Here is a 20,958-nt window from a genome sequence, read left to right on the forward strand (position 1 = left end):
TTTTGCAGAATAAAACCGACAGAGAATTTGAAATGACAGAAACCCAAGACCTTATCCCACAGAAATTAGCGGTGGCGATTGCAAATCCGATTTTTCCGCAACTGGATAGCCAACTGCGTGCAGGGAGACATATTAGCCTTGAATCCCTTGATGAACACGCGTTCTTGATGGATTTTCAAGCCGAGTTAGAACAGTTTTACCGCCGTTATCACGTTGAGTTAATTCGTGCCCCTGAGGGCTTTTTCTATTTGCGTCCGAAAGCGACCACCTTGATCGCTCGTTCGGCGATGTCGGAAATGGAAATGCTGGTGGGTAAGGTGCTTTGCTATCTTTATCTCAGCCCTGAACGCCTTGCTCAGCAAGGGATTTTCAGCCACGATGAGGTTTATGAGGAATTGTTAAACCTTGCCGATGAAACCAAATTGCTGAAAGCGGTTAATCCACGTTCGACAGGCTCAGATTTGGATAAAGCCAAACTCGCCGAAAAAGTGGGTGGGGCGTTACGTCGTCTCGCTCGAATTGGAATTATTACCCGTATCGGCGAGCAAAATAGCAAAAAATTTGTGATTTCAGAATCGGTGTTCCGCTTTGGGGCGGACGTGCGGACGGGCGATGATCCGCGTGAGGCACAATTACGCTTAATCCGAGACGGCGAGGCGACCACGCCAGCTGTATTGAATGAACAAGCGGTCGGTTCTTCGGTAGAAAATGCAAACGAACCAAGTGATGACGAAAGCAACGAGAATGATGAGGAAATCTAATGCAAGAGTTTGAATTACAATCTGATTTAGCGAAAAATTCAGAAATCGCACCGCTTGTTGTTCGTCCCGAGGGCGTTGCACGGGGCAAATTCCGTTCGCTGACCTTAATTAACTGGAACGGTTTTTTTGCCCGCACTTTTGATTTAGACGATTTGGTAACGACCTTGTCGGGCGGTAACGGGGCAGGGAAATCGACCACAATGGCAGGTTTTGTAACGGCGTTGATTCCTGATTTGACCTTGTTACATTTCCGTAACACCACCGAGGCGGGATCGACCACAGGCTCTCGTGATAAAGGCTTATACGGTAAGCTCAAAGCAGGCGTTTGTTATGCGGTGTTAGAGAGCGAAAATTCTCGCAAACAGCGTGTGATCACGGGCGTGCGGTTGCAACAGGTGGCTGGGCGTGATAAAAAAGTCGATATTCGCTCGTTCTCGTTGCAAAATGTGCCTGCGGATCAATCGATCATTTCGATCCTCACCGAACAAGTGGGCGACAAATCCGCCCGTGTGCTGGCGTTAAACGATCTCAAAGAGAAATTTGATGACAGCGAAGTGCAATTCAAACAGTACCATTCGATCACCGATTACCACAGTTTCCTGTTCGATCTCGGCATTATTCCAAAACGGCTACGTTCGCCGTCTGACCGTGGCAAATTCTACAAATTGATCGAAGCGTCCCTCTACGGCGGTATTTCGAGCGTGATTACTCGCTCGTTGCGTGATTATCTCTTGCCAGAAAATACGGGTGTTCGCCAAGCGTTCCAAGATATGGAATCGGCGTTGCGTGAAAACCGTATGACCTTAGAGGCGATTAAGGTTACCCAATCCGACCGTGATATGTTCAAAAAGTTGATCACCGAATCAACCAACTACGTTTCAGCGGATTATATGCGAAATGCCAATGAACGCCGTGGCAACGTGCAACAGGCGTTGGAACAGCGTCAGGCGTGGTATCAAGCCAAATCCAAATTAGAAATGGAACAGCACCGTTTTGTCGAATTTAGCCGTGAAGTGAGCGAAATTGGCGAAACGGAAAGCGGTTTAGAGGCGGAATATAATAGTGCGTCCGATCATCTTAATTTGGTGCAAAATGCGTTACGCCACCAAGAGAAAATCGGCAACTACCAAGATCAAGTTGATGAACTCAACGAAAAAATTGAAGAACAGCAAATCGCCCTTGAAGAAGTACAAGAGCAGTTAGAACAGGCTCAAATACGTGCGGACGATGCGGACGATCAAGTGGAAGATCTTCGTACCCAGTTGGCGGATTATCAGCAAGCCCTTGACGCTCAACAAACCCGAGCGTTGCAATATCAACAGGCGATCAACGCCCTCGAAAAAGCCAAACAGCTTTGCGGCTTGCCGAATTTAGATCTACACAATGTGGAAGATTATCACGCCGAATTTGCCGCCCAAGCGGACGAAACGGATGAACGCGTGTTTGAATTGGAACAGCGTTTGTCGGTGTCGGATATGGCGAAAAGCCAGTTTGACAAAGCCTATGATCTCGTTTGCAAAATTTCGGGGGAAACCGACCGCTTGCAAGCGTGGGCTGAGGCGAAATCGTTGCTTGCCAACTACGCCAGCCAAAAAGCAACCGCCCAACAAGCGGTGGCTTTACGCCAAAAATTAAACGAGCTTGAACACCGCTTGCAACAACAACAAAATGCGGAACGTTTGCTTGCCGAGTTCAATCAAAAAGCTCAAACCGAACTGGAAACAGCGGACGATCTTGATGCTTACTACGAAGAACAGCAGGCTCGCCTTGAAGATATTGAGGGCGAACTTGCCGAGTTGGTGGAAGCACGTTCTAGCCAACGCCAACAGCGTGAGCAATTAAATCAACAATATCAACAACTTGCACAAACCGCCCCTGCGTGGCACACCGCTCAATCGGCGTTAGTTCGTTTGCAAGAGCAATGTGGCGAAACCTTTGAGGCGAGCCAAGCGGTGATGCAGTTTATGCAAAACACCCTCAAACGTGAGCGTCAAGCGACCCTCGAACGTGATGAATTGGCTCGCAAAGAACAGGCGTTAGAGGCTCAAATTTCTCGCCTTAGCCAGCCAGACGGGGCGGAAGATTTCCGTTTAAATCAGCTTGCCGAGCGTTTTGGTGGCGTGTTGTTGTCGGAACTTTATGATGATGTCTCAATTGACGATGCCCCTTACTTCTCAGCCCTTTACGGCGAAGCTCGCCACGCGATTGTGGTGCGTGATTTAGAGGCGGTTAAAGCCCAGTTGGAAAAATTAGACGACTGCCCTGACGATCTCTATTTGATCGAGGGCGATCCGTCCGCCTTTGACGATGCGGTATTCAGTGCCGAAGAGTTAGGCGAAGGCGTGGTGGTGAAAGTATCCGATCGTCAGTGGCGTTATTCCAAATTCCCAGAAATTCCGCTATTCGGGCGTGCCGCACGGGAAAAACATCTCGAAACCTTAAAAATCGAGCGTGATGAAACCGCTGAACAGCACGCAGACCGAGCGTTTGAAGTGCAAAAATGCCAGCGTTTGCAAGAGCATTTGGGGCAGTTTGTCGGCACGCATTTGGCGTTGGCATTCCAGCCAAATCCAGAGCAGACAATGCAAGCGATCGCCAGCCAACGTGCAGAAATTGAGCGTGAACTCAATCAAGCAAGCGGTCAAGAGCAGCAGTTGCGTTCGCAATTAGAGCATTGCAAAACCCTGTTGCAAATGCTGAATAAAGTGTTACCGCAACTCAATCTGCTTGCCGATGAAACCTTAATTGAGCGAGCGGAAGAGTGCCGTGAGCAATTGATTGAAGCCGAGCAGGACGAACAATATATCCGTCAATTCGGCAACTATCTCGCCCAATTAGAGCCGATTGCGGTGGCGTTGCAGAGCGATCCTACCCAATTCGAGCAGTTAGAAGCGGATTACAAGCGGTCGGTTGAGCAACAAAAATTACTCAAACAGAAAGTATTTAGCTTGGCAGATGTGATCCAACGCCGTGTCCATTTCAGCTATCAAGAAACCGTTGGCACAGAGGGTTCAAGCCTGACCGAACAACTTCGCCAACGCCTAGAAACGGCACAGCGTGAACGTGAACAGGCACGAGAGCAATATCGCCAAGCCCAAGGCAAATTTACCGAATATAACCAAACTCTCACTAGCTTACGCAGTGCCTTTGACGCGAAAAATCAGATGCTCAACGAGCTAATTCAAGAGATTGACGATCTCGGCGTGCGTGGCGACAGCGGTGCCGAAGAGCGAGCGAGAGCGAAGCGTGATGAGCTTTATCAACGCCTCAACCAGCAACGCACCCGCAAAAATTACCTCGACAAACAGCTTGCGTTAATTGAAGCGGAAATGGATAACCTCAACCGTACCCTACGCAAAGCGGAACGGGATTACAAAGCTCAACGAGAGTTAGTGGTGGCAGCGAAAGTGAGTTGGTGTTTGGTGATGCGTCTTTCTCGCAACAGCGATGTGGAAAAACGCCTCAACCGCCGTGAGCTTGCCTATCAATCCGCCGAAGAGTTGCGTTCGATTTCCGATAAAGCCCTCGGGGCGTTACGCACGGCGGTGGCGGATAATGAATATCTGCGTGATAGCCTGCGTGCTTCGGAAGATAGCCGCAAGCCAGAAAACAAAGTGGCGTTCTTTATTGCGGTTTATCAACATTTGCGTGAGCGTATCCGCCAAGACATCATCAAAACGGACGACCCGATTGATGCGATTGAGCAGATGGAAATCGAGCTTTCACGCCTCACCAACGAATTGACCAACCGTGAGAAAAAATTGGCGATCAGTTCTGAAAGCGTGGCGAATATCCTGCGTAAAACGATCCAACGTGAGCAAAACCGTATTTTGCAACTCAACCAAGGCTTGCAAAATATCGCTTTCGGACAAGTGAAAGGGGTGCGTTTGGTAGTGAGCATTCGTGATACCCACGCCATTTTACTCAATGCGTTATCGAGCGAACGGGAACAGCATAGCGATCTATTTGAGAACCAAAAATTGAGCTTCTCAGAGGCGTTGGCGATGCTTTATAAGCGTGTGAACCCACATATCGACCTTGGACAACGCACCGCCCAAACCATCGGCGAAGAGTTGCTAGATTACCGCAACTACCTTGATTTGGAAGTGGAAACTTTCCGTGGGGCAGACGGCTGGATGCGTGCCGAAAGTAGCTCACTCTCAACGGGGGAAGCGATTGGTACAGGTATGTCGATCCTACTAATGGTGGTGCAAAGCTGGGAAGAAGAATCCCGCCGTATGCGTGCCAAAGATATTCTACCGTGCCGCTTGCTGTTCCTCGATGAAGCCGCCCGACTTGACGCACAATCGATCCTCACCTTGTTTGAATTGTGTGAACGGTTAGATATGCAGTTGCTCATCGCCGCCCCAGAAAACATCAGCCCAGAACGCGGCACAACCTACAAACTCGTGCGTAAAATCGCCAACAACCAAGAGTATGTACACGTTGTCGGCTTGAAAGGGTTTGGGCAACATTAACAAATAAAGGGACACGAGAGTGTCCTTTTTTTCTAGGATTTGACAGAAAAATCCCGCAAATCACTAGCAATCCCCCCCATTCTTGACTATTATTGAGCGAAATTACAAACGAGGTCTTTTATGCAATATATCAACATCGCAAACGAGGGAGTGAAGTCCCTTTCCCCTTATCAAGCTGGCAAACCGATCGAGGAATTAGAGCGTGAGCTAGGCATTTCCAACATCATCAAGCTCGCTTCCAATGAAAATCCGTTTGGCTTGCCAGAGAGTGCCAAACAGGCGATTTCCCAACAACTGAACGATTTAACTCGTTACCCCGATGCCAACGGTTTTGAGCTGAAAGCGGCGATTTCTCGCAAGTTTGGCGTGAATCCGAATCAAATCACGCTTGGCAATGGCTCGAACGATTTATTAGAGTTAATCGCTCACACTTTCGCCAACGAGACGGACGAAATTATCTACTCGCAATATGCGTTCATCGTTTATCCGCTCGTTACCAAAGCGATCAATGCGGTCGCTCGTGAAATTCCTGCAAAAAATTGGGGACACGATTTAGACGGCTTCCTCAATGCAATCAACGACAAAACTAAACTGATCTACATCGCCAACCCGAATAACCCAACGGGCAATTTCCTCGGCGAAGCGGAAATTGACGCTTTCCTCGCCAAAGTGCCAGAAAGCGTGATCGTGGTGCTAGACGAAGCCTACACCGAATTTACCGCCGAAAGCGAGCGGGTAGATTCCTTCAAACTTTTGCAAAAATATTCAAATTTAGTGATTTGTCGCACCCTATCGAAAGCCTACGGTTTGGCAGGGCTACGCATTGGCTATGCGGTGTCCAACCCTGAAATCGCCGATTTATTCAACCGCGTCCGCCAACCGTTCAACTGCAACAGCCTTGCGTTAGCGGCGGCGGTGGCGGTAATGCAAGATGACGATTTTGTTGCAAAAGTTGCCGAAAATAACCGCTTGGAAATGGCTCGCTACGAGCAATTTTGCCAACAACAGGGGCTAGAATTTATCCCATCCAAAGGCAACTTCATCACCATCGACTTCAAACGCCCTGCCGCCCCGATTTACGAAGCGTTATTGCGTGAAGGCGTAATCGTCCGCCCAATCGCAGGCTACGGAATGCCAAACCACCTACGCATCAGCATCGGCTTACCAAGCGAAAACGACCGCTTGTTTGGGGCGTTGTTGAAAGTTTTGGGCTAACAAGCGGTTAAATTTTTAAAAATTTCACTCTTTTCGGAATAAAAAATGGAAAAACTCACTTTAAACCCAATTTCCCGTGTGGAAGGGGAAATCAATTTACCTGGCTCGAAAAGCCTGTCAAATCGGGCGTTGTTGTTGGCGGCGTTGGCTGATGGCACGACAACCGTAACCAATTTATTGGACAGCGATGATATTCGCCATATGCTCAATGCGTTGAAAGCGTTAGGCGTGCAGTATCAGCTCTCGGCAGATAAAACCGAATGTACGGTGCAGGGCGTGGGCGGTGCGTTTGATTGGCAAAATGGCTTGTCGTTGTTTTTGGGCAATGCTGGCACGGCAATGCGTCCGTTGGCGGCGGCGTTATGTTTGAAAGGGCAGCGCGAGGCGGAAGTGATTTTGACCGGCGAGCCGCGTATGAAAGAGCGTCCGATCAAGCATTTGGTCGATGCGTTACGCCAAGTTGGGGCGGATATTCGCTATTTGGAAAACGAGGGCTATCCGCCGATTGTTATTCGCAATAAAGGTTTGACGGGCGGAAAGGTGCAGATTGATGGCTCGATTTCCAGCCAATTTTTGACGGCGTTGTTGATGTCTGCACCGCTGGCGAACGGCGATATGGAAATTGAAATCATCGGCGAGTTGGTTTCCAAGCCTTACATTGATATTACGTTGGCGATGATGAAAGATTTTGGCGTTACCGTGTCGCACCAAAATTATCAAACTTTCTCAGTGAAAGGTAATCAGCGTTATGTTTCGCCACAAAAATATCTGGTTGAGGGCGATGCTTCATCTGCCTCTTATTTCCTTGCAGCAGGGGCGATTAAAGGCAACGTGAAAGTTACGGGGATTGGTAAAAATTCGATTCAAGGCGACCGCTTGTTTGCCGATGTGTTGGAAAAAATGGGGGCGAAAATCACTTGGGGCGAGGATTTTATCCAAGCCGAGCAGGGCGATTTGCACGGGGTGGATATGGATATGAACCACATTCCCGACGCAGCGATGACGATTGCCACCACCGCCTTATTTGCCAAGGGTGAAACCGTGATTCGCAATATCTACAACTGGCGTGTAAAAGAGACCGACCGCCTTACCGCAATGGCGACCGAATTGCGTAAAATCGGGGCAGAAGTGGAAGAGGGCGAAGATTTTATCCGAATCCAACCCCTTGCATTGGAGCAATTCCAGCACGCCGAAATCGCCACCTACAACGATCACCGAATGGCGATGTGCTTCTCGCTGATTGCGTTATCCAATACGCCCGTAACCATTCTTGATCCAAAATGTACCGCCAAAACGTTCCCGACTTATTTTGAGGAATTTGCGAAATTAGTGGTAAATAGCTAGAAATGTAAGCAGTTAGATTTATCAAAATTTCACAAAATCAAACCGCTTGCTTGAAAATAAAATCCCCTTGAAGCAGAAACTTTAAGGGGATTTTTACGATTTGAAATTAGAGATAATTGTGGCTGATGTAGTTGAGTTTATCGTCTAATTTTAACACTAACGGCTGACCTGTTGGGATTTCAAAATCCATAATGTCTGCGTCTGAAATGCCGATGATGTGTTTCGCTAACGCACGCAATGAGTTACCGTGAGCGGTGACAAGAACGCGTTTGCCAGAGAGTAGGGCAGGGGCGATTTGGTCTTCCCAGAATGGTAAAACACGCTCTAAGGTAATTTTGAGGTTTTCTGCGTTCGGGATGACGTCCGCTGGTAAGTGAGCGTAACGGCGGTCGTTGTGGGCAGAGTTTGGATCTGCTGGATCTAAATCTGGTGGCGAAATATCGTAAGAACGACGCCAGATGTGAACTTGCTCATCGCCGTATTGTTCAGCGGTCGCTTTTTTGTCTAAACCTTGTAATGCACCGTAATGACGCTCGTTTAAACGCCAGTTTTTCACTTGTGGAATCCATAATTGGTTAGATTCTTCTAACACGATGTTACAGGTTTTGATCGCACGGGTTAAGACAGAAGTGAACGCGATATCAAACTCGTAGCCAGCCGCTTTTAATTTTTGACCCGCTGCTTTGGCTTCTTCAACCCCACGCTCGGTGAGATTAACATCACGCCAGCCTGTAAATAAGTTTTTCGCATTCCATTCACTGAAACCGTGACGGATAAAGACTAATTCCATAATGACTCCTATGGTTGATATGATTAAAAAGAAAACGTTATTCAATTTAACATAATCTACATTATGCGAAATTGAGTGAGATCTGAAATTGACCCATTCTAACATAAGTTACACATAAAGCGAATGGTCTATCATAAACGCACTAATACAAGTTTTTATATGATTTCGCAACATGCAGATAGAAAATGGACAACTTTTGTTGTCCATTTTTGCTTTTCATTGCTTAGAAATTCGCATTTCTCGGTGCGCGTGGGAATGGGATCACTTCACGGATATTTTGTAAGCCCGTAACGTAAACGATCAAACGCTCGAAGCCCAAGCCGAAGCCTGAGTGTGGCACAGTGCCGTATTTACGCAGATCACGATACCACCAGTAATCTTCTGGGTTTAAGCCCATTTCGACCATACGTTTATCTAACACATCCAAACGCTCTTCACGTTGTGAACCGCCGATAATTTCGCCGATGCCTGGGGCGAGGACGTCCATTGCCGCCACGGTTTTGCCGTCATCGTTAAGACGCATATAGAACGCTTTGATGTCTTTCGGGTAGTTTTTTACCACCACTGGCGATTTAAAATGCTCTTCCGCTAAATAGCGTTCGTGTTCAGACGAGAGGTCAATCCCCCACTCGACAGGGAACTCGAAGTTTTTGCCTGATTTGAGCAACACCTCAATCGCATCGGTGTAGTCAATTTGAGCGAATGGCGAGTTGATAAAGTTTTCAAGGCGTGTAATCACGTTGCTATCAACGTGTTTGGCGAAGAATTGCATATCGTCTTTGCGTTCTTCCAACACGGCACGGAACACATATTTCAACATATCTTCGGCAAGTTTGGCGTTGTCGGCAAGGGTGGCGAACGCAATTTCTGGCTCAACCATCCAGAATTCGGCTAAGTGGCGAGTGGTGTTGGAATTTTCAGCACGGAATGTTGGACCGAACGTATAAATTTTGCTCAATGCACAAGCGTAGGTTTCGCCATTCAACTGACCCGATACGGTCAAAAACGCCTCTTTGCCGAAGAAATCTTGACTGAAATCCACTTTGCCGTTTTCGCCACGTGGTAAGTTTTCTAGATCAAGGGTCGAAACACGGAACATCTCGCCCGCCCCTTCGGTGTCTGACGCAGTGATTAACGGCGTTGCCACCCAGTAAAAACCTTGCTCGTGGAAGAAACGGTGAATCGCTTGGGCTAAACAGTGGCGAACGCGTGCCACCGCCCCGATGAGGTTGGTGCGAGGGCGAAGGTGTGCCACCTCACGCAAGTATTCAATCGAGTGGCGTTTGGCTGCCATTGGGTAAGTGTCGGGATCTTCCACCCAGCCAACCACTTCTACATTTTTGGCTTGTAATTCAACCGCTTGCCCTTCGGCTGGCGATTCCACGATTGTTCCCGTTACGATCACTGAACAGCCTGCGGTTAAACGCAAGACTTCATCTTGATAATTGGCTAAATCGTTATTCACAATCGCTTGAATCGGATCAAAACAAGAGCCGTCATACACACTTAAAAAAGAAAGACCAGCCTTAGAATCACGGCGGGTACGCACCCAGCCTCGCACAGACACTTCTTCGCCTACGGCAACTTTGCCCGATAGGATCTCAGAAACGGAAGGAAATTTTGACATTTGCACCTCAAAAATAGGGAATTTCACATAAAAAATTGTCCCGTATTCTACAAGAAAATCACGAGAAAGATAAGGATATTATTCGCTCTTTACAAAAAAGAGGCGTAAAAACGCCCCTTAACTTACCGCTTGTGATTAGCGACACTGTGCCTTATGGCGTAATAGGTGATCGAGTAACACAATCGCCATCATTGCTTCGGCGATTGGCACGGCTCGGATGCCGACACAAGGGTCGTGGCGGCCTTTGGTGATCACTTCGACTGGCTCGTTGTTGAGATTGACGCTTTTGCCTGGCACGGTAATGCTTGACGTTGGTTTGAGGGCGATGTGGGCGATAATCGGTTGCCCTGAACTGATACCGCCTAAAATGCCGCCTGCGTGGTTGGAACAAAAGCCCTCTGGGGTCATTTCGTCGCGGTGTTGGCTGCCTTTTTGCTCGACCACCGCAAAGCCGTCGCCGATTTCCACCCCTTTGACGGCGTTAATCGACATCAAAGCGTGGGCGAGGTCAGCGTCAAGGCGGTCAAACACAGGTTCGCCTAAGCCGACTGGCACATTTTCAGCGATTACGGTTAATCTTGCCCCGATCGAATCCCCCTCTTTTTTCAGCTCACGGATCAGCTCATCAAATTGTTCCACCGCGACAGGATCTGGGCAGAAAAATGGATTGCTGTTTACCTGTTGCCAGTCAATTTTCTCAATGTTTTCAACGGTTTGCGGATTGATTTTGACCTCACCAATTTGAGATAAATAGCCCCGCACTTCCACCCCAAATTGTTCACGCAGATATTTCTTGGCAATCGCCCCAGCCGCCACTCGCATTGCGGTTTCGCGTGCCGAAGAGCGTCCGCCACCACGATAATCACGAATGCCATATTTTTGTTGATAGGTGTAGTCGGCGTGACCTGGGCGGAATTTATCCATAATCTCGCCGTAATCTTTTGAGCGTTGGTCGCCGTTTTTGATGATTAAACCAATGCTCGTTCCCGTGGTTTTGCCCTCGAATACGCCCGACAAAATTTGCACTTCGTCATCTTCACGGCGAGGGGTGGTGTAGCGTGAAGTGCCGGGTTTACGGCGATCTAAATCGGGCTGAATATCCGCCTCGCTCAATGCCATATTGGGCGGAACGCCGTCCACAATACAACCCAAGGCGATGCCGTGCGATTCGCCAAAGGTGGTTACTTTAAATAATTGTCCAATGCTGTTGCCTGCCATTGTGATTCCTTTTTGATCAGCAAGCGGTAGGATCATCAGAAATTTTTCAAAATCCTACCGCTTGCAAATGAGATTATTGATGTTGTTGTGCGAATTTTTGCATAAAGTCGATGAGGGCTTGCACCCCCTCAATCGGCATTGCGTTGTAGATTGAGGCACGCATTCCGCCCAGAACTTTATGCCCTTTCAAAGCGTGCAAACCGCAAGCGGTGGCTTCCGCCACAAATTTTGCGTTGAGTTCATCATCGCCTGTGGTAAAGGTTACGTTCATCAATGAGCGGTTTGCTTTCGCCACTTCGTTGCGGTAGAAGGTGCTGTTATCCAGATATTGATAAAGCAATTCCGCCTTGGCTTGATTGCGTTTTTCGACCGCTGTCAAACCGCCGTTCGCCAATAGATGTTTGAACACGAGGGAACAGAGATACCACGCAAAAGTTGGGGGGGTGTTGATCATTGAATCGGCATCACGCTGGGTCGCATAATTCCAAATGGACGGCGTGGCTTGGCGAGCCTTGCCGATCAGATCATCTCGGATAATCACAATCGTAATCCCTGCTGGACCGAGATTTTTTTGCGCCCCTGCGTAAATCACGCCGAATTTGCTGATGTCGATTTGACGGGAAAGAATGTTGGACGACATATCCGCCACCAACACTGCATTGCCGACCTTTGGAACCTCAAAAATTTCCACGCCGCTAATCGTTTCGTTCGGGCAGTAATGGACATAATCGTAATTGTCGGCGATCTCACTAAAATCAAGGCGATCCACACGCAATTCGCCCTCGGCAAGAATGTTGATTTCATCAATTTCGGCAAAATTGCGCGCCTCTTTCGCCGCCGTTGCCGACCAATGTCCGCTGGTTAAATACAACGCCTTGCCTTTCTCGCCAATCAAATTCATCGGCAACGCTGCAAACTGCCCTCTCGCACCGCCCTGCAAAAACAGGATTTGATAATTGTCTGGCACATTGTACAAGGCACGCAAATCCGCCACCGATTGCGTAGCAAGTTCCATAAACAACTTACCGCGGTGGCTCACTTCCATCACCGAAGTGTGCTGATCCTGCCAATTCAACAGCTCACGTTGAGCCTGCTCTAACACGGCAGTCGGCATCATCGCCGGCCCTGCACTAAAATTATAGACTTGTGTCATTGTGTTTGCCTCTTTATAAAGTGAATTTAAAATGGATTTATTCTAACTAAAAGCCTTGAATTTGTGGGAAATTTTTTGCATTAAATCTCGTTTTTCCCTGCCATTATCCCCTCAATATCCGCAATCTCTTTCGGGCAGCCGCAGGTGAGGTTCTTATTGCCGTATTCGGTAATCAAAAGGTTGTCCTCAATCCGAATACCGATCCCCTTGTATTTTTCTGGCACATTCGCACCGCTTGCAATGTAAAGCCCTGGTTCGACCGTCAGCACCATTCCGACTTCAAGGGGGCGATCTCGCTCTTTGCCGATTTCGCCCACGTCGTGCACGTCCAGCCCCAACATATGCCCCAAGCCGTGCATATAGAATTGGCGGTAGGCTTTGTCGGCAATTAACTGCTCAACTTCGCCCTGTAAAATGCCTAATCGCACCAGCCCTTCGGTCATAATACGGAGCGCTTTGTCGTTCGCTACCTTGATTGAGCTTTGTGGCACAAGCAGTTTTGTCGCCTCTTTCAAGGCTTCTAGCACGATTTCATACAATTCCCGTTGGGCTTCGGAAAATTTGCCGCTAATCGGAATGGTGCGGGTAATATCGCCCGCATAATGTGCAAATTCCGCCCCCGAATCGATCAGCAATAAATCCCCCGCTTTCAGCACCTGATCGTTCTCGTTATAGTGCAAAATGCAAGCATTTTCGCCGCTCGCCACGATATGATTGTAGGCAGGGAAACGTGCCCCAAAGCGGGAAAACTCGTGCTGAATTTCGCCCTCAATTTCAAATTCATAGCGGTTTGGGCGAGTTTGTTTCATCGCTCGAAGATGGGCTAACGCTGAAATATGGCAAGCCTGCTGAATCAGAGCGATTTCGGCGGTGGATTTAATCAACCGCATTTCCGACAGCATCGGCTGCCAATCGATCGGTTCGGCAAAATGCTTCGCCACTAGCGCATCGCCCCACGTTTGCACGCCTTTGGCGTAGTAACAAGCGGTCAGATTTTGCGTTTTTTCCGCAAAAATTGCCTCGATGTTTTCAATATCAAACGCATGATCGACATTCAACGCCTGCGGTGCATTTTCCACGCCTAAACGGCGACCGTTCCACGTTTCCATCAGCGGATCTTTGTTGCGAACGAAAATCACGCTTTCCGCCCTACCCTGCCGTTTAATTAGCAACAACGCCGATTTTGGCTCGCCAAAACCCGTTAAATACCAAAAATAACTGTCGGCACGGAACAGATAATCGCAATCCGCATTACGGCGTTTTTCGGTTTCGGTAAAAATGATGAACGCCGAATTGTCTTGCATTTGCTCAAACACACGGCGGCGGCGGTCGATAAATTCTTGTGGGGGAAGTTGGGCGAGATAAGCGAGATCCATAAATGTTCCTTTTGAAAATAATTGAAATTTTCGCATAGCCAGCGATGATTTGGGGTAAAATACCGCATTTTTGAGCGAAGTTAAATAGCAAGATGAAAGATACTCTATTTTCCGCCCCGATTGAGAAGCTGGGCGATTTTACCTTTGATGAAAGCGTGGCGGAAGTGTTTCCCGATATGATCCAGCGTTCCGTACCTGGTTATTCCAACATTATTACCGCAATTGGAATGCTTGCCGAACGTTTCGTTACCGATAATTCCAATGTTTACGATCTGGGCTGCTCGCGTGGGGCAGGGATTTTGTCGATCCGCCGCAACGTAAAAAAAGCGAATGTGCAGATTATTGGGGTGGATAATTCGTTGCCAATGGTGGAACGTTGCCGCACCCATTTGAACGCTTACCACTCGGACATTCCCGTGGATATTTTGTGCGATGATATTCGCCAAGTGGAAATCAAAAACGCCTCAATGGTGGTGCTGAATTTTACCTTGCAATTTTTGCCAAGATCCGACCGCTTGCAGCTGCTGACCAAAATCTATCAAGGGCTAAATCCGAATGGCATTTTGGTGCTTTCAGAAAAATTTACCTTTGAAAACAGTGAGATGAACGAATTGCTGATCGACCTTCACCACACCTTCAAACGTGCCAACGGTTACAGCGAACTGGAAGTCAGCCAAAAACGTTCCGCCCTCGAAAACGTAATGCTCACCGACAGCATCGATACCCACAAACAACGCCTACAACAAGCGGGCTTTTCCCAAGTAGAATTGTGGTTTCAGTGCTTTAATTTTGGATCGATGGTGGCGGTTAAAAGATAGAACTTTTATAAACAAAAAGGCTTTTTCAAAAAATGAAAAAGCCTTTTTACTTAGATGGCTAAATTAAGCACGTTTGAAGTCTAAGTGAACCAATTTTGGCTTGGTTGGGTGGCGTTGAATCGCTTGTACTTTTACTTGCTCTTCTTTGCCAGCAACAACGATGGTTAAAACTTCGTTGTAGAACGCATCTTGTGCTTGTGCGTTGTTTACTTTGTCGTGATCTAACACGATTGATACAGGCTCTGCGTTACCACCGTAGATGATTGCAGGCACTTGACCATTATGACGCAGGCGGCGGCTCGCACCCTTACCTTGCGTTGAACGAACTTCTGCTTCAAATTTGAATGACATAGTTTACATCTCTATAAAAATGGGAAAATCCCGTTAAGTTACAAAATAGCAGGCGACCCAGCTATTTCACGAATACTTCGACTAAAAAGTCGAGGGCGAATTATAGTGAGTTTGTCGCCATTAGTCAAACTCAAAACGATAGAATAAATCGACCGCTTGGTTGATGCTCGACATCCATTGCAAATACAAACTTGGGGCGAGGCGATAACGTAAAGTCAATTCCGTGAGTGGGGCAAAAATCCCGACCCCATATTTCACTTTAAAACGTGGGGTAAAGTTACCGCTTACCACTACTTTGGTGTTATCGCCAATCCCTGCGGTGGTTACGCTAAGGTCAGAAATGCCGAATGCACTACCTACCCCACCGACTAATTTACTGCTTTTCGACAGGCTCATACTGAGTAACGCTGCGGCGATTGAGTTGCTTGACCCTGCATCGCCACTATTTTCAAGGGAACGCCCCGTCAAAATATAGGATAAGGCTTGATCCTGCGACATTGACGGCTCAGAAAATACTTTAACCTCTGGGCTATCCGCCAAGCCCGTAATGCGTAGCCCCGCCACCACATTGGGGTTTTCCATTGCTTCTGGATTGCGGATCGCCTCGATGTTGAGGGTCGGCTGAGACGGCAAGCCCGCAAAGGTAATTACCCCACGGCGAATTAACAAATCTTGCCCAAAGGACGCATAACGCCCATTTTTGAGATTGACTTGCCCGTATAAGCCCAACCCTTGTTTGCCTTGACGAACGGTAATCAAACCGTCTAAATCAGTTTTGAGATCATAGGCACTTAGTTTCACATCGTTGCCGATATTGATTTTCACATTGGCTTTAACCGCCATTCCCGAGCTTTTCGGCTGAACAGGAATATCCAATTTGGTGGTTTTCTTCGAGACATTCGTGCCGTCAATAATGATTTCATCATCGCTGACCGTTACCGCACTTTCTGGCAAACTTTCCACCTCAATTCTCGCCCACGGAATATCAATAGTGCCGCCAAGCACTAGCTCTTTCGGGTTGGCTTTTACTTCGATATTTGGGGTAAATTCCACTTTTGCCATATTCGGAATTTCAACCCTAAATCTATCCGCTTTCGCACTGATACGGGTTTGCCACGCATCCAGTTTCCGCCAGTTCGCGTCGCCCTCTAAATAAAGGGCACTTTGATCCGTTTGCACTTTTCCGCTCAAAGTCGAACTCGTGCCGTTAAAGTTAATGTTCAAATTACCGTTAGTAACGTCAAACGGCATTGAAACGGATTTCGCTTTCAGGTTGGTTAAATTAAATTGACCGAATAACAACGGCGAAAGTGCCGTTCCCCCAACGGTTAAGCGAGCATTGATATTGCCATTGACGGATTCGCCACTGGATAAGAGCGGTTTAACCAGTTGCAGATTGATTTGATCGATATTGATCGAACCCGATAACGCACGTTTTTGGGCAATATCTTTAATCACTAAATCCGTGTTCAAACGCCCATTATTCTCAATTTTAACGTCCGTTTTCAGTTTTAAATTATTATCGGCAAGGTTCGCTACCACTTTCACGGGGGTTAACGTGAGAGGGAATTTTTTGCCCTCTAATTGCTGAACGAATTTAATCCCATTGGAATTTAATTCCACGTTTACTTGGGGCTGTTTATTTTTAAACCAAGAGGCATCGCCTTTGGCATTCACTTGCCCTGTTAATTGGCTGTCTGGGCTTAAATACTCTTTGATCGCCGCCAAATCAAAATTGCGAATTTCAAACGGCACATTCCCCTCTTGTCCTGCGTTAAAGGCACGCGGGAAACAGAGGTTTAATTTCGGATTTCGCCAGCAATGTGCCGACACATTCGCATTGATCTGCTTGTTGTTATAAGTGAGGTTGATCGCCTGATCATTTTTCCAGTCGCCGACAGGGGATTGAATGGTAATGTTACTCAACTGCCCTTTCCAGACCTGTTGCAAGCGGTCGAATTTCCCCGAAATTTGCAAATTCGCCCCCACTGGCGTGCCTTTTGAGGTCAGTTGCAATTTGTGATCCACCTCACTGCCCGAAGCCAAAATGGTGGCGTTATCCACTTTCACATCGCCAAACGCAAATTGACGCACCGCCAATTCCAGATCACCTTGAATAGTTTTTTCGGTGGTTACTTTGCCTTTTGCGGTCAGGCTATTCAGTTTGAATTGATCGTAACTCACATTATTCGCCACCAAATCCAAATTCAAACTCGGCTCGCTCACTTTACCTAATAAACGCACATTGCCGTTGATGTTGGCTTTGAGATTTGGCACTAGCCCTTGCAAATTCGGGGCTTTAATATCCGCCACAAAATCGGATTTTTCGCCTAAAATCCCTTTCATTGCGATGCTATTTTCGCCGTAAATCAGCGTGGCGTTATCCACGTTGAGTAGGGTTTTGGAATCCGCTTTTAACGCACCTTGCAACTGCAAATTTTTCTGCATTAAGTTGCCTTTCATATCCATATTGGATACGTCCACCGACCATTCATCGCCTTTCTCGCCACGCCCTGCATAGCCTTTGCTATTCAGCACGCCCGACAAAATTGCCGCCCATTCAGGGGTGAGGGATTTGGTGTTAATGCCGTCCAGTTGAGCTTTGGCGTCCCACTCTACCCCATTTTGCCAATCGACTTTCCCCACCAAATTCGCTTTGCCTTGCAAGGCGTTGAGGGTTAAATCGCTTAATTCAAATTGGGTTAATTCCCCTTTGCCTTTCAGTTGCAAATCGGCAGTTGGAATCCCCATTCCACTCGCATTCAGGCTAGTATCTAACTGATAATTAAGCAAATTTCCCGATAACGCCAAATTTACATTTTTCAATTTAAGGGGATCAACGCCCTTTTCTGGGACAAATGGATACGTTACATTGTCGCTTTTTATCGTTAAATTGAGGGGCGTTTTGGGTTGCGATAATTGCACATCACCCTTAATTGAAGCCGCAACCGCCCCTTTGGTCTCAATCGCTAACTTCGTTTTGCCGAATAGTTCGCCGTCCAAGTTCGCTTTGACTTCGCTTGCTGGCAATTTAAATTCAGGCAAAGCTGGCGAATTAGCGGTAAACGCCCACGCAAGGGGGTAGTTTCCGTCTAATTTTAGCGACCCTTTGCCTGCGATATTGCCCTTGTCGGTTTTCACATCAAATTTGCGTAGCTCAACTTTTTCCTCGTCCGACTGCCCTTCAATCAATGCAGAGGATACTTTAACGAGGGATTGTGGCGAGCCAAACGAGCCGTCTTTATTTTTGACTTTTTGCTCAATCTGAATATTTTTCGCCTCAATTTTAGGCACAGCTACATTCAGCGGTAATTTGATCGGATCGAGCTTCGTCAAAATCGGTTTTGCCAGTTGGGCTTTAATCTCTTTCCAATCCACCGCTTTTTTGGCTTTTGCCGATTTTTGCTCAGAACTCACCGCTTGTGGGGCGAGAGAAAGGGTCAAGCCCTCAATGGTGGTTGGCGAAAGTTGAATATCTTTCTCTTTGCCCGAAATGCCCGATTGAAAACGTTGCAAACTTACGTCCATTTCATCGACTTTCACTTGCACATTTTCGAGCGAGATATTTTTCACGGAAACGGGAATCGGCAATTTGATTTCGCCCAGCGGTTTGCTTTCCTCTTGGGATTGTGGCAATTTGCTGGTATCGACCGCCACCGACACATCTTTCAAGGCAAGATTTTCAAGGCACGCCTCTTTTTTCATCACACATTGGAAACCAATATGGATATTCGCCTCGCCTGCATTGACTTCCACGCCGTCCATTGTGTATTTGGCGTTCGTGAGCTTTAAGCCGTCTTGTAGCGTTCCCTCAATTTGGCTGAACGTGAGCTGATTATTCAAAAATCGCTCGACCATTTGTAATGCCGTGCGTTGCCCTGCCCCTGAAATCAAAAAGGCGATCAAGCCGATTAACAACAGCAATAACAGCCCAAAAATTCGGCAAAACCAATGTTTTTTCTTCGCTTTTGGTTTGGCTGGCGGTGGCGATTGTTCTGATTGAATTTGTTCGATTTGTGGTTCCATTTACAGCTCTGCCCCTAACCCAATATAAAACTTAATGCCTTTTTCTTTATTTGGCGAACGCACTGGGGTGGCGATGTCAAATTTGACCGCCCCAATCGGCGAAGCCCAACGCACGCCCACGCCGACACCACTATTTAGGTTGGTGCTTTTGAAATCGTTCGCCGCCAAGCCCGTATCATAAAAGGCTGCCGCCCACCAATTTGGGTAAACTTGATATTGATATTCGGCGGTTGCCGTCATCAAATGTGAACCGCCCGTGAGTTTGCCGTCTTTATCCCGTGGGGAAATGTTTTTATAGCCGAAACCCCGAATGCTATTGTCGCCCCCTGCGAAGTAACGCAAGGCTGGCGGAATGCGTTGAAATTCCCCTGCTTTCATATAACCGAGTTCGCCTCGTAGGAAGAAACGATGATTATCGAAGAAAGTGCGAATCCAAGCGGTTGAAAATTTGGCACTATAAAAATTCACGTCCGACAACCAAACTTTATTACCCCAATTTACTGTTAATTTGTGGGATTCGCCCCATAGCGGAAAACGGTTGCCATCTGACCGCTTGTAACCCACGGAAGCGGTCGGATAAATCAATAAAGTTTTAAATTTGTCGTTCCCCTGCGTAAAGGCATCGTAACGGGCTTTCACCCCCGTTGAAAAAGACCAACCCGTTTCGCTGTTCCAAAAACGTTGGAAACCTAAGTTTGCCGCCGTGGATTTGGTATCGTTTCGGTTTTCTCGCTCAATTCCCCCCGAAATTTGGTAATACTGATAGATCGGATCTTTCTTCACAGGAATGTTGTAACCAAATTCAAAAGATTGGCTAGGCTTAGAGAGATAAGTGTTGGTTTCTAAGCTATGCCCTCGATCATTAAGCCACGGCTTTTTCCAGTTAAGTTGCAGGCGTGGACCGTCATCGGTGGCATAGCCGATCCCGATTTCCACATCATTTTTCTTGCGAGGGTAAAAACGAACATCAAGATCCACCACCTTATTTTTTTCGTCAATATCTGGCTCAACCAACACGGACGAGAACCAGTTACTCGAAGAGTAATCGGTGGTGAGGGTGGATAAATCGTTGGCGAGATAAGGATCGCCCGATTTAATTTTGAGGATATTTTCCAAATAATCTTCCCGAATTTGGCTATCCTTAAAGGTAATTTTGCCGTAATGGTAGCGGTCGCCTGTGTCGTAGCCCAAACGCCAATCGGCGGAATGCTCTTTCGGATAAACTTCCAAGCGATGATAAAGCCATTCCGCATCAAAATAACCCCGCTTGTAAGCCAGCCCCTCTAAGCTACTTTTAAAACTATCGTAAACATTATGTTCGAGGATCGCCCCTTTTTTCGGGGCGGTTTTGACTAACTGCTCAAAGGCTTCATCGGTTTTGCCCTGCCCTGTGATGTTGATCTCAGTTTCGTCAATTTTGACACGCTCTTTATCGAGTTCCACATTCAGCACTAACAATGGCTTTTTGCCCGCCCGTGGCGTTTCGACAAATTGATATTTGGTGTTGTAATAGCCTTTGGCACGCAGGGCTTTATCCACCTGCTGCTGTAATTGATATTGAAAACGCTCTGAGCCATCTCGTTCTTCATTGGAAAAACGATCCACGAAGATCTTCACATTATCCCACGCCTCGGGGGCTTGTTCTTTAATCCCCTTAATTTCCAAATCAACCTTTGCCTCAACTTGTTCGGTAGCTTCTTGTTCGCTTGCTTCTTGCGTTTCCGTTGAGGTGGTTTCTTCCGCTAACGCCATTGTGCTAAATGCCAATAAACAGCAAGCCGTTAAATAATCTAATCGCATT

General features: G+C 47.3%; 13 protein-coding genes. 5 read left to right on the forward strand and 8 right to left on the reverse strand.

The window, feature by feature from the left end; translation table 11 throughout:
* The first annotated feature begins 32 nt into the window (after nucleotides 1-32).
* From mukE to aroA, 4 genes are all read left to right on the forward strand, one after another.
* Nucleotides 33-761, forward strand: coding sequence for a chromosome partition protein MukE (gene mukE / locus B0187_RS05505; RefSeq protein WP_078237001.1), 729 nt, complete (start codon nucleotides 33-35; stop codon nucleotides 759-761).
* The gene (mukB, locus tag B0187_RS05510; protein ID WP_078236862.1) at nucleotides 761-5,239 is read left to right on the forward strand and encodes a chromosome partition protein MukB; all 4,479 of its coding nucleotides are present in this window, start codon (nucleotides 761-763) and stop codon (nucleotides 5,237-5,239) included. Before mukE ends, mukB begins: the two co-directional genes overlap by 1 nt.
* Nucleotides 5,240-5,359: 120 nt before the next feature.
* A complete protein-coding gene (gene hisC, locus B0187_RS05515; RefSeq protein ID WP_078236863.1) occupies nucleotides 5,360-6,454 on the forward strand; it encodes a histidinol-phosphate transaminase in 1,095 nt (364 codons plus the stop codon).
* 45 nt (nucleotides 6,455-6,499) lie between these two features.
* Entirely contained in the window at nucleotides 6,500-7,798 is a 1,299-nt protein-coding gene (gene aroA, locus B0187_RS05520) for a 3-phosphoshikimate 1-carboxyvinyltransferase (protein WP_078236864.1), read from the forward strand.
* Between the two features lie 106 nt (nucleotides 7,799-7,904).
* On the opposite strand, the gene B0187_RS05525 is transcribed toward aroA, so the two are convergent.
* The 5 genes from B0187_RS05525 to pepP all read right to left on the reverse strand — a co-directional run bounded on the left by B0187_RS05525 (nucleotide 7,905) and on the right by pepP (nucleotide 13,962).
* Entirely contained in the window at nucleotides 7,905-8,588 is a 684-nt protein-coding gene (locus B0187_RS05525) for a 2,3-diphosphoglycerate-dependent phosphoglycerate mutase (protein ID WP_078236865.1), read from the reverse strand.
* A gap of 223 nt (nucleotides 8,589-8,811) precedes the next feature.
* Nucleotides 8,812-10,215 carry an asparagine--tRNA ligase gene (gene asnS / locus B0187_RS05530; protein ID WP_078236866.1) on the reverse strand — a complete coding sequence of 468 codons (1,404 nt, stop codon included), beginning with the start codon at nucleotides 10,213-10,215 and terminating at the stop codon, nucleotides 8,812-8,814.
* Between the two features lie 135 nt (nucleotides 10,216-10,350).
* Nucleotides 10,351-11,433: a chorismate synthase gene (gene aroC, locus B0187_RS05535; RefSeq protein ID WP_078236867.1), complete on the reverse strand. Its 1,083-nt coding sequence runs from the start codon at nucleotides 11,431-11,433 to the stop codon at nucleotides 10,351-10,353.
* Nucleotides 11,434-11,506: 73 nt separating this feature from the next.
* Complete coding sequence (gene serC, locus B0187_RS05540) at nucleotides 11,507-12,586, reverse strand: 3-phosphoserine/phosphohydroxythreonine transaminase (protein WP_078236868.1); 1,080 nt, start codon at nucleotides 12,584-12,586, stop codon at nucleotides 11,507-11,509.
* Between the two features lie 80 nt (nucleotides 12,587-12,666).
* On the reverse strand, nucleotides 12,667-13,962 hold the full coding sequence (gene pepP, locus B0187_RS05545) for a Xaa-Pro aminopeptidase (protein ID WP_078236869.1): 1,296 nt from the start codon (nucleotides 13,960-13,962) through the stop codon (nucleotides 12,667-12,669).
* A 92-nt stretch (nucleotides 13,963-14,054) separates the two neighbouring features.
* Here pepP and cmoA point away from each other — a divergent pair, with 92 nt between their 5' ends.
* Nucleotides 14,055-14,780: a carboxy-S-adenosyl-L-methionine synthase CmoA gene (gene cmoA / locus B0187_RS05550; RefSeq protein WP_078236870.1), complete on the forward strand. Its 726-nt coding sequence runs from the start codon at nucleotides 14,055-14,057 to the stop codon at nucleotides 14,778-14,780.
* Nucleotides 14,781-14,843: 63 nt separating this feature from the next.
* On the opposite strand, the gene rplY is transcribed toward cmoA, so the two are convergent.
* The 3 genes from rplY to tamA form a co-directional block, all read right to left on the reverse strand.
* Nucleotides 14,844-15,131 carry a 50S ribosomal protein L25 gene (gene rplY, locus B0187_RS05555; protein ID WP_078236871.1) on the reverse strand — a complete coding sequence of 96 codons (288 nt, stop codon included), beginning with the start codon at nucleotides 15,129-15,131 and terminating at the stop codon, nucleotides 14,844-14,846.
* A gap of 120 nt (nucleotides 15,132-15,251) precedes the next feature.
* On the reverse strand, nucleotides 15,252-19,157 hold the full coding sequence (tamB, locus tag B0187_RS05560) for an autotransporter assembly complex protein TamB (protein ID WP_078236872.1): 3,906 nt from the start codon (nucleotides 19,155-19,157) through the stop codon (nucleotides 15,252-15,254).
* Nucleotides 19,158-20,957, reverse strand: coding sequence for an autotransporter assembly complex protein TamA (gene tamA / locus B0187_RS05565; protein WP_078236873.1), 1,800 nt, complete (start codon nucleotides 20,955-20,957; stop codon nucleotides 19,158-19,160).
* Nucleotide 20,958 lies beyond the last annotated feature (1 nt).

The sequence above is a fragment of the Haemophilus paracuniculus genome, assembly GCF_002015115.1.
Lineage (GTDB): Bacteria > Pseudomonadota > Gammaproteobacteria > Enterobacterales > Pasteurellaceae > Haemophilus_E > Haemophilus_E paracuniculus.

Coding starts and splice junctions, on each gene's coding strand:
- aroA (WP_078236864.1), top strand. CDS start 6,500: ATGGAAAAACTCACTTTAAACCCAATTTCCCGTGTGGAAGGGGAAATC.
- asnS (WP_078236866.1), bottom strand. CDS start 10,215: ATGTCAAAATTTCCTTCCGTTTCTGAGATCCTATCGGGCAAAGTTGCC.
- serC (WP_078236868.1), bottom strand. CDS start 12,586: ATGACACAAGTCTATAATTTTAGTGCAGGGCCGGCGATGATGCCGACT.
- aroC (WP_078236867.1), bottom strand. CDS start 11,433: ATGGCAGGCAACAGCATTGGACAATTATTTAAAGTAACCACCTTTGGC.
- tamA (WP_078236873.1), bottom strand. CDS start 20,957: ATGCGATTAGATTATTTAACGGCTTGCTGTTTATTGGCATTTAGCACA.
- rplY (WP_078236871.1), bottom strand. CDS start 15,131: ATGTCATTCAAATTTGAAGCAGAAGTTCGTTCAACGCAAGGTAAGGGT.
- tamB (WP_078236872.1), bottom strand. CDS start 19,157: ATGGAACCACAAATCGAACAAATTCAATCAGAACAATCGCCACCGCCA.
- hisC (WP_078236863.1), top strand. CDS start 5,360: ATGCAATATATCAACATCGCAAACGAGGGAGTGAAGTCCCTTTCCCCT.
- mukB (WP_078236862.1), top strand. CDS start 761: ATGCAAGAGTTTGAATTACAATCTGATTTAGCGAAAAATTCAGAAATC.
- B0187_RS05525 (WP_078236865.1), bottom strand. CDS start 8,588: ATGGAATTAGTCTTTATCCGTCACGGTTTCAGTGAATGGAATGCGAAA.
- mukE (WP_078237001.1), top strand. CDS start 33: ATGACAGAAACCCAAGACCTTATCCCACAGAAATTAGCGGTGGCGATT.
- pepP (WP_078236869.1), bottom strand. CDS start 13,962: ATGGATCTCGCTTATCTCGCCCAACTTCCCCCACAAGAATTTATCGAC.
- cmoA (WP_078236870.1), top strand. CDS start 14,055: ATGAAAGATACTCTATTTTCCGCCCCGATTGAGAAGCTGGGCGATTTT.